This window comes from Micromonospora fiedleri (assembly GCF_016774385.1).
Lineage (GTDB): Bacteria > Actinomycetota > Actinomycetes > Mycobacteriales > Micromonosporaceae > Micromonospora > Micromonospora gifhornensis.
The window spans coordinates 125,386-141,728 of record NZ_JAETXL010000005.1 but is presented as its reverse complement, the minus strand read 5'-3'; the positions used below and the strand labels follow the sequence as shown (position 1 = coordinate 141,728).

Sequence of the window (16,343 nt, the reverse complement as noted above, 5' to 3'; positions counted from 1 at the left end):
TAACTTTCGTCCGAACGGCCATGGCAGTCCCATGGCCGGGTCCGCAAGATGGTCAGCGTGTCAGCAGGCCGCCATCGCATGCGTTCAGGTATTCACGGTGCCGCCGCCGCAGCAGCGGTCGGCGTGCTCGTCGTCACCGCCGGTGGGTGGGTGGGCTATCGCCAGCTTGCCGGCCCGGACTGCTCTGGCAAGATCGAGTTGTCGGTCGCGGTCGCGACCGAACTCGCGCCGGCGGTCGACGCGGCGGCCTCCGAGTGGGAGCAGAAAGGTGCCGCGGTCGACGGCACCTGCATCGACGTGACCGTAGCGGCCGCCGACGCGGTCGAGGTGGCGGCGGTGGTGGCGGCTAAGCACGGCGCCACCCTGGCCGGCGTCGGTCAGGCCAGCGGCACGGCGGTGAGCCCCGACGTCTGGATCCCGGACTCCTCCACCTGGTTGCTGCGGTTGCAGACCGGTGGCGCGGCGGCCTTCGCGCCGGGCAACGGCGCCTCCATCGCCAGCAGCCCGGTGGTGGTTGCCATGCCGGAACCGAGGGCCGAGGTGCTGGGCTGGCCGGACAAGGAAATCGGCTGGACCGAGCTGCTGGCCCGGGTCAACAGCGACCGGCCGTTGAAGACCGGCATCGTCGAGCCGACCCGCGACGCCGCCGGACTGTCCGGACTGCTGTCGCTGATGACGGCGGCTTCCTCCGCCGGTGGTGCCACCGCCGAGCAGGACCGCATCGGCGCGCTGCGGGCGCTGGCCTCGGGCGCCTCGGCGCTGCGCCAGGACCTGCTCGCCAAGTTCCCCACCGCGTCGGACGGCACCACGCTGGCCAGCTCGCTGGGCGCGGCGGCGCTGTCCGAAGAGGACGTCATCCAGTACAACGCGAAGAAGCCGCCGGTACCGCTGGCTGCGCTCTACCTGAAGCCGTCGCCGCTGCCGCTGGACTACCCGTACGCGGTGCTGCCGGGCATCGAGCCGGCCAAGGACTCCGCCGCCCGGGTGCTGTTCGAGGTGCTCACCACACCTTCGTTCAAGGACAAGCTGGCGGCCCAGGCGCTGCGCGGGCCGGACGGCAACTGGGGCAGCGGTTTCGAGCCGCCCAAGGGCGCACCGAGCCCGGCCGGTGGTGACCCCTCCGCGGCGCCACCTCCCCAGGGCGGCATCGCCGCCGGTGGCCTCGCGCCGGATGCGGTGGAGCGGGCCGTCTCCAGCTGGTCCATCGCCACCCTCTCCGGTCGGATGCTCTGCATCATCGACGTGTCCGGCTCGATGAAGAAGGCGGTGCCGACCGCCAACGGGGCGACCCGGCAGCAGGTCACCGCGGAAGCGGCCCGGCGGGGTCTGAACCTGTTCGACGATTCCTGGTCGATCGGCCTGTGGGTCTTCTCCACCCGGTTGGACGGCTCGCGTGACTACCGTCAGGTGGTGCCGACCGGCCCGCTGTCGCGGCAGCGCAGCACCCTGGAGCGGAGCCTGGACACGATCACCTCGTCGAGCGGCGACACCGGTCTGTACGACACGCTGCTGGCCGCGTACAAGGACGTGCAGCAGAACTGGGAGCCGGGCAAGGTCAACTCGATCGTGCTCTTCACCGACGGCAAGAACGAGGACGCCGACGGCATCTCGCAGCGGCAGCTGCTCGCCGAGCTGAAGCGGATCAAGGACCCGGACCAGCCGATCCAGGTGATCATCATCGGCATCGGCACCGAGGTCAGCAAGGCGGAGCTGGACACCATCGCACAGAGCGCCGGTGGGGGTGCGTTCGTCGCCGCCGACCCGACTAAGATCGGTGACATCTTTCTGCGAGCGATCGCCCTGCGGAAGGCGCCGGCCTGATCGGTGCCTCAAGGGCGAGCCCTGCGGTATCGGGGAAACCCTTACCACAGGCCAGCTTCCGGCTGGTTACCCGGCACGGAAAGTGACGGCAATACGTCGGAAGCAATTGGCCGTCATAGTTTTCAGGGGAGGATGTCGACGTGCATCGGCAGCTCCGGCTCTCCAACGAGCCGGACCCGTGCCGTCGGCGAGCGAAGTGGGAGGGCTGGTGACCTCGGCGACGCTGTTGACCCCCGCCAGATCTTCAGCAAGACCCGACGGCACGGCGTCATCGAGCAGTTCGATACGCGGTGCCCAGCGGGCCTACGTGCGAACCCTGGTGGTGCTGGACGCCACCGTCCTGACCCTGGCGGTGCTCGCCGGCTACGCGGCCCGCTTCGGTGAGGCCGCTCCGCGTGGCACCCACGTGCCGTACGTCCTGGTCGCTCCCGGGCTGGTGCTGGCCTGGCTGCTGTCGCTCAAGGCGATGCGCTGCTACGACGACCGGGTGATCGGCTACGGCGCGGACGAGTACCGGCGGGTCAGCATGGCCAGCCTCCGCCTGGCCGGTGCGGTGGCCATCGCCGGTTACATCGCCGACGTCGGCGTGTCCCGGGGATTCCTGGCGATCTCGTTCGCCGTGGGCCTGGTCGGCCTCGAACTCGCCCGGTTCGCCGCGCGCAAGCGCCTGCACCGGGCCCGCTCCGCGGGGACCGGCTGGTCCCGGCGGGTGTTGGTGGTCGGCGACACCGCGCACGTGCTGGAACTGGTGCACACCCTGCGCCGCGAGCCGTACGCGGGCTACCAGGTGGTGGGCGCGTGCATCCCGGACGCCCTGCTGGCCCCGGTGGCTCAGCGGCTCGGCGACGTGCCGGTGGTCGGCTCGTTCCGGGGCATCCCGGAGGCCGCCGCCGCCATCGGCGCGGACACCGTCGCCGTCACCGCCAGCGGTGAACTCACCGCCGCCCGCCTGCGCCGGCTCGGTTGGCAACTGGAGGGCACCGGGATCGACCTGGTGCTCGCCCCGGCGCTGACGGATGTCGCCGGCCCGCGCATCCACACCCGCCCGGTGGCCGGCCTGCCGTTGATCCACGTGGAGGCGCCCGAGTTCCGGGGCATCCGCAAGCTGGTGAAGGGCTTCGTCGACCGGTCGATCTCGCTCGTGGCGTTGGCGCTGCTGCTGCCGTTGCTCGTGGTCATCGCGTTGGCCATCAAGCTGAACAGCCGCGGGCCGGTGTTGTTCCGGCAGATCCGGGTCGGGCAGGGCGGTCGGGAGTTCGGCGTCTTCAAGTTCCGCACCATGGTGGTCAACGCCGATGCCCTGCTGGCCGAGTTGGCCGCGCGGAACGAGACCGACGGGCTGATGTTCAAGATGCGTGACGACCCGCGGGTGACCCGGGTCGGACGGCTGCTGCGCAAGTGGTCGCTGGACGAGCTGCCGCAGCTGGTCAACGTGCTGCTGGGGCAGATGAGCCTGGTCGGCCCCCGCCCGCCGCTGCCCTCCGAGGTGGCCCGCTACGACGGTGACGTGGCCCGCCGGCTGCTGGTCAAGCCGGGCATGACCGGCCTCTGGCAGGTCAGCGGCCGGTCGGATCTGAGCTGGGAGGACGGCATCCGGCTGGATCTCTACTACGTGGAGAACTGGTCACTGGCGGCCGACCTGACGATCCTCTGGAAGACCTTCGGCGCGGTGGTCAACAGCCGGGGCGCGTACTGACCCGACCGGTCACGGCTGCGGTCCGTACCAGTCCAGGCAGACCACCACCGCGTCGTCGGTGAGATCGCCGGCGACGAACGCCCGCAGGTCGCCCAGCAGGGAGCGGACCGCGTCCAGCGGGCTCATCGGCGCGGTGCGGCGCAGCATCCGGTCCAACGCGCTCTCTCCGTAGCGGACGTCCTGCCCGGTCGCGTCGAGCACCCCGTCGCTGATCATGAAGAGGCGGTCGGCGGGCTGGAGTTGGATGTGCTGCTCGCGATAGTGCGACCCCTCGAACATGCCGAGGGGGAACTGCGCCTCCAGCGGCTGCACGCTGACCTCGCCGTCGCGAAGCAGGACGAGCCGGGGCGAGCCCGCGTCGACGGCGGTGAGCAACCCGCTGTGCAGGTCGACCTCGAGCAGCAGCGTGGCGAGGTACTGTTCGCCCCGGTGCAGGGCGTAGATCGCCTGGTCGGCCAGCGCGGCCTGGTCGGCCAGGGAGATGCCGGCCCGGCGGGCGTTGCGCAGCGCGCAGGTGGCCAACGTGGTGAGCATCGACGCGGCGACGCCCGCACCCATGCCGTTGATGGTGGCGGTCCACACCCGGTCACCGTCGTCGGACCAGTCGAAGCTGTCCCCGCGTACCGCGTACGCCGGTTCCAGCTGCCCGGCCAGGCTGAAGGAGGGCCGGATCCGGCTGCGCCCCGGCAGCAGCTCCCACTGCATCTCGGCGGCGAGCGTGAGCCGCCGGGCCCGCCGAGCGGTGCGGTAGACGTCCGTCCCCGGGTCGACCGCGGTCAGTTCGTGGGCCAGGGCGGTGCCGATCTCGGCGAGGTCGGCCAGCAGGCCCTCGTCCGTGACCGGGTGCACCCGGAGCACCCCGCGTCGTTCGCCGCGCATGCTGACCGGCAGGTAGGCCGCGCTGTCGACGTACACCGGGCTCTGGTGGTCGAAGCACCGCCAGGCCGGGTGTCCCGGTTCGCTCACCGCCTCCCCGGAGGTGAGCGGAAGCAGCGCGGCCAGCCGGTAGTCGACCTGGAGGAGTTCGACGTCCGCGATGCCGTACTCCTGGTCGAGCAGCGCTCTGATCCGGCTCAGCAGGAGATCCGCAGGGGCCGTGGTGAGCACGGTGCGGGCTTGCTCGACCGGCTCGCTCATGGCTATCTCCTTGATCACAAGCCCATTGACCGACAGAATCGGAGTACGCTCAGGCGCACGATGGCGGAACAGCATGGTTTTCCAGGACCCGAGATGAGTATGGCTGCCGAGGTGGATGTCGCGGCGGGTGCCCTGCTGACTGTCTGGGACGGTGCCCGGGAGCGCACAGCGAACCGGATCTCCACCGCCCAGCTTCGTGCCGTCATGCTCGTGGAACGGCAGGACGGGATCAACCTGCGCAGGCTGGCCGCCGGGCTGGACATGCTGCTCTCCTCGGCCAGCCGGCTCTGCGACCGGCTCGTCGCCGCCGGCATGCTGGAGCGTGAGCCCGGCCGGGCGGACCGGCGGGAGATCTCCCTGCACCTGACCGCCGAGGCCCGCAGCCTTCTCGACGAGTTGCGCGAGGATCGTCGCCAGCACCTGGCCGAAATCCTGGCCGACATGACGCCGGAGGGCCGTGAGGCGCTGCTGCGTGGTCTGCGGGAGTTCGACGAGGCGGCCCGGGCCCGCGTGGTCCGGCCGGTGTCGCCGCTGGTGCCCCAGCCCGACGAGCCGGACACCGGTCATCTGTCGGAGGTCCGCGACGTCGTCGACGCCCCGCTGAGCTGGTCGAACGGGGAGACTGCGGTCTTCCGGACGGCCTGACGGTTCAGCCGGCCGGGGTCACCGCCAGCATCGCGATGTCGTCGTGCCGCTGCCCGGCGGACCATTCGTCGACCAGGCGCAACACCCGGTCGACCAGAGCCGCGGGAGGCAGACCGGCACCGGAGGAAAGCGCCTGACGGAGCCGTCGCTCGCCGAACATCTCCGCACCGTGTGGGCCGCCCCGAGCCTCGGTGACCCCGTCGGTGTGGGCGAACAGCACCGAACCGGGCGGCAGCCGCAGGTCGACGTCGGTGAACCGGGCGTCGGGCAGGGCACCGGCGGGCATCCCGCCCACCCGTACCGAGGTGACCGTGCCGTCGGCGTGAACCACCAGGGGTGCCGGATGCCCGCCGCCCGCGACCCGGATCCGCAGGCCGCCCTCGGGCTCGCGGCGCAGCGTACCGAGCAGCAGGGTGGTGAACTGGCTGCGCCGGGCCGCGTCGGACATGTCGAGCAGCGCCTGGTTGAGCAGCCGCAGCAGCGCCAGCGGTCGCTGTTCGACCAGCCGCAGCGTCTGCAACGACTGCCGTACCCGGCCGGTGAGCACGGCCGCGCCGACCCCCTTGCCGCAGACGTCGCCGAGGGCGAACAACGCGCCGCCGTCGGTGGGCAGGACATCGTAGAAATCGCCACCGATTCGCAGGCTGTCCCCGGCGGCGCGGTAGCCCCCGGCGACGTCCATCCCGACGATCCCGGGCAGCTCCGGGGGCAACAGGCTGTTCTGCAGCACCCGCGCCAGGTGGGCCTGTTCGTCGTACAACTCGGCCATGGTGAGGGCGGCGCCGGCGCGGGCGGCGAACTCGCGGGCCAGGTCGACGTCGCGCGGGTCGAAGCCGCCTCGTCGGGCGTACCGCAGCAGCACCAGCGCCCCGGCCGTCCGACCGGCCCCGGGCATCGGGCTGACCAGCAGGGTGGCACCGGGCTCGAGGTCGGCCGCGACGATCGGGTCCAACTGGCCGGCCGACCACACCCGGGGTGGCGGGAACCCGCCGTCGAGCGCCTCGTCGAGCTCCGGCAGGGCGGTGGTCAGGCTCCAGTCGGCCGCCCCGGCCACCGGACCGGACTGGTGCTCGGCGTGCCGGACCCAGTGCGGCCGTTGCTCGGCGGGCACCGCCGGCAGGTGCACGACCAGGGCCAGGTCGGCCAGGTAGGGCACGGGCAGCGTGGCGGCGGCCCGCAGGGCCTGGTCGCGGTGCAGCGCCAGCCCGAGCCGGCGGCCCGCGTCGGCCAGGAAGGCGGTACGACCGCGTTCGCTCAGCAGGGCCTCGCTGCGGGCCCGCTCCTCGGTGACGTCGCGGACGTACCAGACGGACCGGCCCCCGGCCAGTGCCCGCCGTACGCCGTGCAGCTGCCGGTGGTGGTGTTCGTCCTCGAAGTGGGTGTGCCCGGCGACGGTCGCCGCCGCCAGCGCGGGCACCGCGCAGGTGGCCAGGTCGACGCCGGGGCGCAGTTCGGGGAGCAGCCGGGCGGCGGCCGCGTTGATCAGCTCGACCGACCCGTGGTCGTCGGTGCTCAGCACCGCGTCGGTGAGCCCGTCGAGGAGCTCACCGGCCAGATCGACGCGCGCGGCCACCCCCGGTCGGGCGGACCTGCCGGGGCCCTTGCTGCGTCCGGGGCCGGCGACCCGGCCCTCGCGGGTGCTGGTCATCGATGCCCGCCGTGCGTCCTGCGCTGTCGAGAGGTGCGCATGCCGGTGGTGTCGCTCCTGCGGTCACGGTGATCGTTGCTGTGGAGCAAGGGTACCGAGTGCCGCCGGGACACGACGAGACGCGCGGCGCGCAGTCCGCTACAGCCGAGCCAACCAGGCGACGGGTCGGGCGATGATCCGGCGTACCACCGATCCGGCCGCGCCGACGGCGGCTGCGGTCGCCCCGAGGGCCGCCGGGCGGACGGTCACCGGCGACCAGGCCGCGGTCAGCACCCGGCGGTCGATCTCCGCGAGCATCGGTGGCCGCAGCCAGGGCTCCAGTGGCGCGTAGCCGCCGCCGAGCACCACCGTGTCGAGATCCAGCAGGTTGATCACGCTGGAGACGGTCACCCCGAGCGCCACGCCGGCCTCGTGCAGGGCGTGCAGCACGGTCGCGTCGCCGGCCCCGGCAAGCTCGGCCAACCGGTTCGGCGCGGTGTCGGCGGGCAGATCCGCCCCGGCCAGGCCGGCCGCCGCGAGGATCGACTCCTGCCCGGCGTAGCGCTCCAGGCAGCCCCGGCCGCCGCACCGGCAGGGCGGGCCGTCCGGTCGTACCGGGATGTGGCCGATCTCCCCGCTCCAGCCTCGGGCGCCCCGGTACAGGGCGCCGTCGAGCACGATGCCGGCACCGATGCCAACCTCGCCGGAGATGTGCAGGAAGCTGCCCGGACCGGCGCCCGCGTGCAACTCGCTGAGCGCGGCGAGGTTGGCCTCGTTGTCCACCACCAGCGCCGGCACGCCGTCGATCACCTCGGTCAGCGGCGGATGTCCGGCCAGCAGCTCGGGGACCGGCACGTCGCGCCAGCCGAGGTTCGGCGCGAGCCGGACCTGCCCGACGTCGTCGACCAGGCCGGGCACCCCCAGGGCGGCACCGGCCAGGATGAGGCCCTGCGCGTCGGCGGCGGCGCGGGCCTCGGCGGCCAGCCGCACCAGCCGGCCCAGCGCGTCGGCGGGGGAGACCGGCCGCAGGTCGGCACGGTGCACGCAGTGGTGTCGGACCTCACCGGCGAGATCGACGACGCAGGCCGCCAGGTAGTCGACGTTGACCTCCAGGCCCAGCCCGGCCGGGCCGTCACCGGCGAGCACCAGACCACGGGCCGGTCGACCGGCACCGGAGCGCGGTTGCGGCTCCGCCTCGGTGACCAACCGGCCGGCGACGAGGTCTTCCACCACGGCGGAGACCGTGGCCCGGGTCAGGCCGGTCTCGGCCGCCAGCGCGGCCCGCGACGGTGGGCGGGGCGCGGCGGCGATCCGGCCGAGCACGAGGGCGAGGTTCAGTTCGCGGAGGCTGCCCTGGCGCACCGCGCCGGCCGGGGCTGCGGTTGGGATCACCTCTTGACACTGCCACATCACCGCCATTTAATTCAACCACTGAACAAATAGCGGACGACATCACCGGAGGTCTGCCATGGCACCCCGTCCCACCCCCGCCGACAAGTTCTCCTTCGGGCTCTGGACGGTCGGCTGGCAGGGTCGAGACCCGTTCGGCCACGCCACCCGTACCGCCATCGATCCGGTGGAGTCGGTGCACCGACTCGCCGAACTGGGCGCGTACGGGGTGACCTTCCACGACGACGACCTCATCCCCTTCGGGTCGGACGCCGCCACCCGTGACGCCCAGATCGCCCGGTTCCGCAAGGCGCTCGACGAGACCGGCCTGGTGGTCCCGATGGTCACCACCGACCTGTTCCAGCAGCCCGTCTTCAAGGACGGCGGCTTCACCAGCAACGACCGCGACGTACGACGCTTCGCGCTGCGCAAGGTGCTGCGCAACGTCGACCTCGCCGCCGAACTGGGTGCCAAGACGTTCGTCATGTGGGGCGGCCGGGAAGGCGCCGAGTACGACGTCGCCAAGGACGTCCAGGCGGCGCTGGAGCGCTACCGGGAGGCCGTCGACGTGCTCTGCCAGTACGTCATCGACCGCGGCTACGACCTGCGGTTCGCGCTGGAGCCCAAGCCGAACGAGCCGCGCGGCGACATCCTGCTGCCCACCGTCGGGCACGCCCTGGCGTTCATCTCCACCCTGGCCCACCCGGAGCGGGTCGGGCTGAACCCGGAGGTCGGCCACGAGCAGATGGCCGGGCTCAACTTCGCCCACGGCATTGCCCAGGCGCTCTGGCAGGGCAAGCTGTTCCACATCGACCTCAACGGTCAGCGCGGCGTCAAGTACGACCAGGACCTGGTCTTCGGCCACGGTGACCTGCTCAACGCCTTCGCCCTGGTCGACCTGCTGGAGCACGGCGGCCCGGCCGGCGCGCCCGCCTACGAGGGGCCGCGGCACTTCGACTACAAGCCCTCCCGCACCGAGGACCTCGACGGGGTGTGGGCCTCCGCAGCGGCGAACATGCGCACCTACCTGCTGCTCAAGGAGCGGGCCGCGGCGTTCCGCGCCGACCCGGAGGTGGCCGAGGCGCTCGCCGCCAGCAAGGTCGCCGAGCTGAGCGTGCCGACGCTGGGCGAGGGCGAGGGGTACGCCGAACTGCTCGCCGACACCAGCGCGTTCGAGGAGTTCGACGTCGACGCCGTCGCCGCCCGTGGCTTCGGCTTCGTCCGGCTCAACCAGCTCGCCGTCGAGCACCTGCTCGGCGCACGCTGAGGCGGACGGCATGCCGCTCGTCGCGGGGGTGGACTCCTCCACCCAGTCCTGCAAGGTGGTCGTCCGGGACGCGGAGACCGGCACCCTGGTCCGCGAGGGCCGGGCGCCGCACCCCGACGGCACCGAGGTCGACCCGGAGGCCTGGTGGTCGGCCCTTCAGACGGCGATCGAGGCCGCCGGCGGGCTGGCCGACGTCGCCGCGGTCTCCGTCGCCGGTCAGCAGCACGGCATGGTCTGCCTGGACGACGCGGGGCAGGTGATCCGGCCGGCCCTGCTGTGGAACGACACCCGCTCGGCCGACGCCGCCGCCGAACTGGTGGCGGAGGCCGGTGGTGGGCGCTTCTGGGCCGACGCCGTGGGCAGCGTGCCGGTGGCCAGCTTCACCGTCACCAAGCTGCGCTGGTTGGCCCGGCACGAGCCGGCCAACGCCGACCGGGTGGCTGCGGTCTGCCTGCCCCACGACTGGCTGACCTGGCGGCTGGCCGGTGCGCCCGGGCTGGAGGCGTTGCGGACCGACCGCAGCGACGCCAGCGGCACCGGCTACTGGTCGCCGGCCACCGGGGAGTACCGCCCCGACCTGCTGGAACGGGCACTCGGCCGGGTGGTACGGGTGCCCACCGTGCTCGGCCCGGCCGAGTCCGCCGGCCACCTCGACCCGGCTGCCGTGCCCGGTGCCGCGCCGGCGCTGCTGGCTCCCGGTGCCGGCGACAACGCCGCCGCCGGCTTCGGGGTGGGGGCCCGCTCCGGTGACGTGCTGGTCTCGATCGGCACCTCCGGCACCGTCTTCAGCATCGCGGAGACCCCGGCCGCCGACGCCAGCGGCACCGTCGCCGGGTTCGCCGACGTGACCGGCCGGTTCCTGCCGCTGGTCGCCACGCTCAACGCGGCCCGGGTGCTGGACGCCGCCGCCGGGATGCTCCGGGTCGGGCTGGACGAGTTGGCCGACCTCGCGCTCTCCGCCCCGCCCGGGGCGGACGGGCTGGTGCTGGTGCCGTACCTGGAGGGTGAGCGCACCCCGAACCGGCCACTGGCCACCGGGGCGGTGCACGGGTTGACCCTGCGGACCTCGACCCCGGCGCACCTGGCGCGGGCGGCCGTGGAGGGCATGCTCTGCGCGCTCGCCGACGGCCTCGACGCGCTGGCCGCCCAGGGCGCGCAGCCGCGCCGGGTGCTCCTGGTCGGTGGTGGGGCCCGCTCCGCCGCCGTACGCCGCATCGCCGCGCAGGTCTTCGGCTGCCCGGTGGTCGTCCCGCCGCCCGGTGAGTACGTCGCCGACGGCGCCGCCCGCCAGGCCGCCTGGTTGGCGCTCGGCACGACGGAGGCGCCCTCCTGGACGCCCGCCGGCACCCGGGAGTACGCCGCCGAACCGGTCCCGGCCATCCGGGAGCGCTACGCGCAGGCCCGCGATCACCACCTGGACCGCCTGGCCCAGGGGTGATCCACCCCTCGATCCCCGGATCGAGTGGCTCCCACGGGGGTGAAGCCACTCGATCCGGGGATTCGTCCCGCCCGACGGGGTGGGCCGGTGATCGGTCCGTCGTCGCGTCCTGATTGGCTGCCCGCATGACGTCGACCACGGGCCGCGCCCCACGGGTGTGGGGTGGCAGCGCGGCGCACCGCTTCTACAGCGTCGTCGTGTTCGTGCTGCTCGCCTCGCTGGACAACGTGGCGATCGGGCTGGTGCCACCGCTGTACGGCACGATCGCGGAGTCGTTCGCGGTGCCGCAGCGCCTGCTCGGCCTGGTCACCGCGGTCAGCTTCCTGGTCAGCGCGGTGGCGGCGGTCGGCTGGGCCTACGTCGGCGACCGCACCAACCGCAAACCGCTGCTGATGATCGGCACCCTGATCTGGGCCGTCGGGACCGGCGGCAGCGGCCTGGCCGGGAGCTATCCGACCTTCCTGGCCGCGCAGCTGCTCGCCGCGGTGGGGCTGGGTGCGGTCGGCTCGGTCGGCTTCTCGGTGGTCACCGACCTGATCTCGCCGCGTCGGCGGGGCCTGGTGATGAGCTTCTGGGGGCTGTCCCAGGGCGCCGGCACGTTGGCCGGCACGCTGGTCGGTGGGCTGCTCGGCGCGGCCGACTGGCGTCGCCCGTTCCTGCTGCTCACCGTCGTCGGCCTGGTCGCCACGGTGGCCTACCTGCTCACGTACGACATCCGGCGGGGCCAGAGCGAACCGGAACTGGCCGACGCGCTGGCCGGCGGCGCGGACTACGACTACCGGATCAGCCGCCGCGACCTGCCCGTCATCCTCCGCCGCCGGACCAACCGCTGGCTCATCCTCCAGGGCCTCACCGCACAGGCCGCCTTCGGTTCGCTGGTCTGGTTGCCGGTGCTGTTCGCCGAGCGGGCCCAGGACCAGGGCTACTCGATGGCGACCGCGATCGTGGTGGGCAGCGTCTTCGCCACCCTGTTCCAGCTCGGCGGGGTGCTCTCCATCGTCGGTGGTCTGGTCGGCGACGCGCTGCAACGGCGTACGCCGTCCGGTCGGGCCATGGTCGCCGCGGTCGGCGTGCTCGCGGCGCTGCCGTTCTACCTGGTGCTCTTCTTCGTGCCGATCCGCATCGACGTGCCCGACGGCGCCGGCACCGGCACGGTGGTACGGGCCGTGCTGGCCAGCGTCGTCACCGAGCCCACCGTCGGGCTGAGCCTGCTCACCGCGCTGCTCGCGCTGGCGCTGACCTCGGCGAACTCGCCGAACTGGTTCGCGTTGATCGCCGACGCGAACCCGCCGGAGCACCGGGGCACGGTCTACAGCCTGGGCAACCTGGTCAACGGGGTGGGGCGGGCGGCCGGGAACGGGCTGGTCGGGGTGGCCTTCCACGCCCTGCGGGCGGCGTTCCCGCCACCGTTGAACTACGCGGTCGGGTTGGCCGCCTTCCAGCTCTTCTTCATCCCCACCGGCATCATGTACTGGCTCGCCGCCCGCACCTCACCCAAGGACATCGCCGACGTGGCAGACCTGCTGCACGCCCGCGCGGAGAAGCTGTGAGCCTCAGCCGGTGTGCACCCAGACGGTGACGTCGGTGGGGACCGAGCCGTCCTCGCCCAGCGGCGCGCTGCTGTGCAGCAGTTCGCCGGCGGGCAGCGGTACGCCGGTGGGGCCGAAGTTGGTCAGCACCACCACGTCGCCGTTGCGGAAGGTCAGCACCTCATCTCCGGAGGAGAGCCACTGCAGCGTGCCCCGACCCAGCCCGTGGCCACGCCGCAGGCGCAGCGCCGTGCGGTACATCTCGTAGGTCGAGCCGGGCACGTCACGCTGGCGGTCCAGCGCGTACTCGGCCCAGACGCCGGGCTGGGGCAGCCAACTCGCATCCGTCGGCCCGAAGCCGTACGACGGCGCGTCGGCCTCCCACGGGATCGGCACCCGGCAGCCGTCCCGGCCGCGCTGGGTGTGCCCGCTGCGTTCCCAGGTCGGGTCCTGGCGGGCCTCGTCGGGCAGCAGGGTGTGTTCCGGCAGGCCGAGTTCCTCACCCTGGTAGAGGTAGGCCGAGCCGGGCAGGGCGAGCATCAGCAGGGTGGCCGCGCGGGCCCGGCGCAGACCGACCGCGGTGTCCGGCTGCGGGTCGCCGATGCCAATGCCGTTCGGTCGCGGGGTGCCGATCGGCAGGCCGAGCCGGGAGGCGTGGCGCACCACGTCGTGATTGGACAGCACCCAGGTGGTGGGGGCGCCGACCGCGTCGGTGGCCTCCAGCGAGCGGGTGATGACCGCGTACTGGGCCGGGGCGGTCCAGGAGGCGAGCAGGTACTCGAAGTTGAACGCCTGGTGCATCTCGTCGGGGCGGACGTAACGGGCCAGCCGCTCGGCCGGCTCCACCCACGCCTCGGCCACCAGGACCCGTTCGCCGGGGTAGCCGTCCAGCAGCCGCCGCCAGTCGCGGTAGATCTCGTGCACGCCGTCCTGGTCCCACATCGGTGGGCGCGGCTTGTCCACCTCCTGCCCGGAGAGGATCTCCTGCGGCTCGTGCCAGTCGGCCAGGTCGGCCTGCTTGATCAGGCCGTGTGCCACGTCCACCCGGAAGCCGTCCACGCCACGGTCCAGCCAGAACCGCAGCACGTCCAGGAACTCCGCGCGTACCTGCGGGTCGTCCCAGTTCAGGTCGGGCTGGGCGGTGTCGAACAGGTGCAGGTACCACTGGCCGTCGGCGACGCGGGTCCAGGCCGGCCCACCGAAGACGCTCTGCCAGTCGTTCGGCGGTTCGGCGCCGTCGGGTCCCCGCCCGTCGCGGAAGATGTAGCGCTGCCGCTCGGGGCTGCCCGGCCCGGCGGCCAGGGCCTGCCGGAACCACTCGTGGGCCGACGAGGTGTGGTTGGGCACCAGGTCGACGATGACCCGCAGCCCGCGGGCGTGTGCCTGGGCGATCAGGTCGTCGGCGTCGGCCAGCGTGCCGAACAGCGGCTCGACGTCCCGGTAGTCGGCCACGTCGTACCCGGCGTCGGCCTGCGGCGACGGGTAGAACGGGGAGAGCCAGATCGCGTCGACCCCCAACTGGCGCAGGTGATCCAGACGGGCGGTGATGCCGGGCAGGTCGCCGATGCCGTCGCCGTCGGAGTCACCGAACGAGCGCGGGTAGATCTGGTAGATCACCGCCTCGGTCCACCATCCGGTGGTCGCCACGGCGGGCATGGGCTGGGGGATCGGGTTGTCGTTCAGGGCGTACTCCCATGGTCCGAGCGGGTTGCGGCGGCGGGCGACGGTGACCCGTCGAATCAGTTTGCCCGTGGTGGGGCGGTCGAGTCCCGTACGACCAGCCGAGTGGGCAGGATCACCGGCAGATCGTCCGCGCCGCAGTCGGGGGCACGGGTCCGCCCCCGAAGCGGGTCGATGAGCATCTCGGCGGCCAACCGACCCTGCTCGGCCGCCGGTTGGGCGATGGTGCTCAGGCCGAGCACGCCGGAGAGCGCGTGGTCGTCGATGCCGATCAGGCTGACGTCCTGCGGTACGCGCAGGCCGGCGTCGCGCAGCGCGGTCAACGCGCCCATCGCCATCTCGTCGCAGGCGGCGAAGATGGCGGTCGGGGGGTCACCTCGGCGCAGCAGCTCCTCGGTGGCCCGGGTGCCGCCGGCGATGTCGAACCCGGACTCCACGTCGAGGGTTGGGTCCGGCCGCAGCCCGGCCGCGCGCAGCGCCTCCTGGTAGCCACGCCGCCGGTCCAGGTGCGCGGTGAAGGCCAACTCGTCGTCGGGGTCGCCGGAGATGTGCGCGATCCGCCGGTGACCGAGGTCCAGCAGATGCCGGGTGGCGAGCCGCGCGGCGGCCACGTCGTCGATGCGTACGCAGGGCCAGCCGGGCACGTCGGTGCCGGAGCTGACGGTCACCCCGGGCAGGTCCAGCCTGGTCAGGGCGGTCAGGTCGGCGGGGCGCAGCGGGGTGGCGACCAGCATGACCCCGTCGACCCGCTTGTGCAGGTTGGCGGGGTGCAGCAGGCGCTGGCGGTTCTGTTCCCGCCCGCCCAGGTTGTGCAGCAACAGGTCGTAGCCGCACTGGTGGAGGAAGTCCTCGACCGCCTCGACGACCACCCCGAAGAACCAGCGGGTGATCCGGGGGACCACCACGGCAATGGCACCGGTACGGCCACCGGCCAGGCGCGATGCGCTCGGCGAGACGGCGTACTGCAACTGCTCGGCGGCGGCCAGCACCCGTCGGCGGGTCGCCGCCGACACGGTGGGCAGTCCCCGCAGGGCCCGGGAGACGGTGGCGGTGGAGACTCCGGCCAACCGGGCGACATCGTCGATCCTCGTCACGGTAACCCCGCTCACGACCTGCGGTGGTGCCGCCGTGGCGGCGGCACCACCGGTGAGTCAGCCCTTGACGCTGCCGGCGAGCAGCCCGCGAACGAAGTAGCGCTGCAACGACAGGAACACGATCAGCGGTACGACGATCGAGACGAACGCCCCGGCGGTCAGCCGTTGCCATTCGTTGCCCCGGGTACCGGCCAGTTCGGCCAGCCGCACGGTCAGCGGTGCGGTGACCTCGCTGCCACCGGCGAAGATCAGCGCGACCAGCAGGTCGTTCCAGACCCAGAGGAACTGGAAGATGGCGAACGCGGCCAGGGCGGGTGCGACCAACGGCAGCACGATGGTGCGGAAGATCTTGGGGTGGGTGGCCCCGTCGACCCGGGCCGCCTCCATCAGATCCTTGGGCAGTTGTGAGATGAAGTTGTGCAGCAGGAACACGGCGAACGGCAGCGCGAAGCAGGTGTGGGCGAACCACACCTGGGCGAAGTTCTGTGCGCCGTCGAGGTTCCAGGCGGGCATCAGGGTGACCCCGCCCAGGCTGACTCCGCGCGAGAAGAAGCTGAGCAGCGGCACCAGGGCCATCTGCAACGGCACGATCTGGAGCGCGAAGATGCCGATGTAGAGCCAGTCCCGGCCGCGGAAGTTGATCCAGGCCAGCGCGTACGCGGCCAGCGCCGCGAAGGCCAGCGGGAACAACACCGACGGCAGGGTGATCACCAGCGAGTTGACGAAGTAGTTGGCGAGCTGCCCCGACGAGGCGGTCTGCCCGAACAGCACGTCCTGGTAGTTCTTGAGGGTGAACTGCGGATCGGTGAAGGCCGTCCACCAGCCGGTGGTCTTCAGTTCCGCCTCGGGCCGGAACGAGGAGATGAACAGGCCGAAGGTGGGGATCGTCCAGACCAGCGCGATGACGATCGCGACCACTGTCGCCGTACGGCTGTTGAGCCGCTTGCGTACCCGGGAGGCCCGGGTGGAACCGTCGCTCTGCTGGGCGCCGACCGCGGCCGGGGGAGTGGTGGTGGTCAT

12 protein-coding genes are annotated in these 16,343 nt (G+C 72.7%); 6 read left to right on the top strand and 6 right to left on the bottom strand.

What is annotated here, in order from left to right; all coding sequences use genetic code 11:
• Positions 1–57 precede the first annotated feature (57 nt).
• Positions 58–1,821: a substrate-binding domain-containing protein gene (locus tag JMF97_RS14760; RefSeq protein ID WP_203222107.1), complete on the top strand. Its 1,764-nt coding sequence runs from the start codon at positions 58–60 to the stop codon at positions 1,819–1,821.
• Between the two features lie 208 nt (positions 1,822–2,029).
• Positions 2,030–3,517 (top strand): sugar transferase, encoded by a 1,488-nt coding sequence (locus JMF97_RS14755; RefSeq protein WP_203222106.1) that lies wholly within the window; start codon positions 2,030–2,032, stop codon positions 3,515–3,517.
• Between the two features lie 9 nt (positions 3,518–3,526).
• Here JMF97_RS14755 and JMF97_RS14750 read toward each other — a convergent pair whose 3' ends face one another.
• Positions 3,527–4,654, bottom strand: coding sequence for a PP2C family protein-serine/threonine phosphatase (locus JMF97_RS14750; protein ID WP_203222105.1), 1,128 nt, complete (start codon positions 4,652–4,654; stop codon positions 3,527–3,529).
• Positions 4,655–4,747: 93 nt separating this feature from the next.
• Here JMF97_RS14750 and JMF97_RS14745 point away from each other — a divergent pair, with 93 nt between their 5' ends.
• Entirely contained in the window at positions 4,748–5,299 is a 552-nt protein-coding gene (locus JMF97_RS14745; protein WP_238359422.1) for a MarR family winged helix-turn-helix transcriptional regulator, read from the top strand.
• Between the two features lie 4 nt (positions 5,300–5,303).
• Here JMF97_RS14745 and JMF97_RS14740 read toward each other — a convergent pair whose 3' ends face one another.
• Both JMF97_RS14740 and JMF97_RS14735 read right to left on the bottom strand, forming a co-directional pair.
• Positions 5,304–6,947: a PP2C family protein-serine/threonine phosphatase gene (locus tag JMF97_RS14740; protein ID WP_203222104.1), complete on the bottom strand. Its 1,644-nt coding sequence runs from the start codon at positions 6,945–6,947 to the stop codon at positions 5,304–5,306.
• Between the two features lie 138 nt (positions 6,948–7,085).
• Entirely contained in the window at positions 7,086–8,345 is a 1,260-nt protein-coding gene (locus JMF97_RS14735; RefSeq protein WP_203222103.1) for an ROK family protein, read from the bottom strand.
• Between the two features lie 49 nt (positions 8,346–8,394).
• Here JMF97_RS14735 and xylA point away from each other — a divergent pair, with 49 nt between their 5' ends.
• The 3 genes from xylA (at position 8,395) to JMF97_RS14720 (ending at position 12,570) form a co-directional block, all read left to right on the top strand.
• Entirely contained in the window at positions 8,395–9,582 is a 1,188-nt protein-coding gene (gene xylA / locus JMF97_RS14730; protein WP_203222102.1) for a xylose isomerase, read from the top strand.
• A 10-nt stretch (positions 9,583–9,592) separates the two neighbouring features.
• Positions 9,593–11,020: a xylulokinase gene (gene xylB, locus JMF97_RS14725; RefSeq protein WP_203222101.1), complete on the top strand. Its 1,428-nt coding sequence runs from the start codon at positions 9,593–9,595 to the stop codon at positions 11,018–11,020.
• Positions 11,021–11,145: 125 nt separating this feature from the next.
• Complete coding sequence (locus JMF97_RS14720) at positions 11,146–12,570, top strand: MFS transporter (RefSeq protein WP_203222100.1); 1,425 nt, start codon at positions 11,146–11,148, stop codon at positions 12,568–12,570.
• A gap of 3 nt (positions 12,571–12,573) precedes the next feature.
• Here JMF97_RS14720 and JMF97_RS14715 read toward each other — a convergent pair whose 3' ends face one another.
• The 3 genes from JMF97_RS14715 to JMF97_RS14705 all read right to left on the bottom strand — a co-directional run bounded on the left by JMF97_RS14715 (position 12,574) and on the right by JMF97_RS14705 (position 16,343).
• Positions 12,574–14,205 (bottom strand): glycoside hydrolase family 13 protein, encoded by a 1,632-nt coding sequence (locus tag JMF97_RS14715; protein WP_203222099.1) that lies wholly within the window; start codon positions 14,203–14,205, stop codon positions 12,574–12,576.
• Between the two features lie 83 nt (positions 14,206–14,288).
• Positions 14,289–15,323 (bottom strand): LacI family DNA-binding transcriptional regulator, encoded by a 1,035-nt coding sequence (locus tag JMF97_RS14710; protein ID WP_203222098.1) that lies wholly within the window; start codon positions 15,321–15,323, stop codon positions 14,289–14,291.
• Positions 15,324–15,380: 57 nt separating this feature from the next.
• Positions 15,381–16,343, bottom strand: coding sequence for a carbohydrate ABC transporter permease (locus tag JMF97_RS14705; protein WP_203222097.1), 963 nt, complete (start codon positions 16,341–16,343; stop codon positions 15,381–15,383).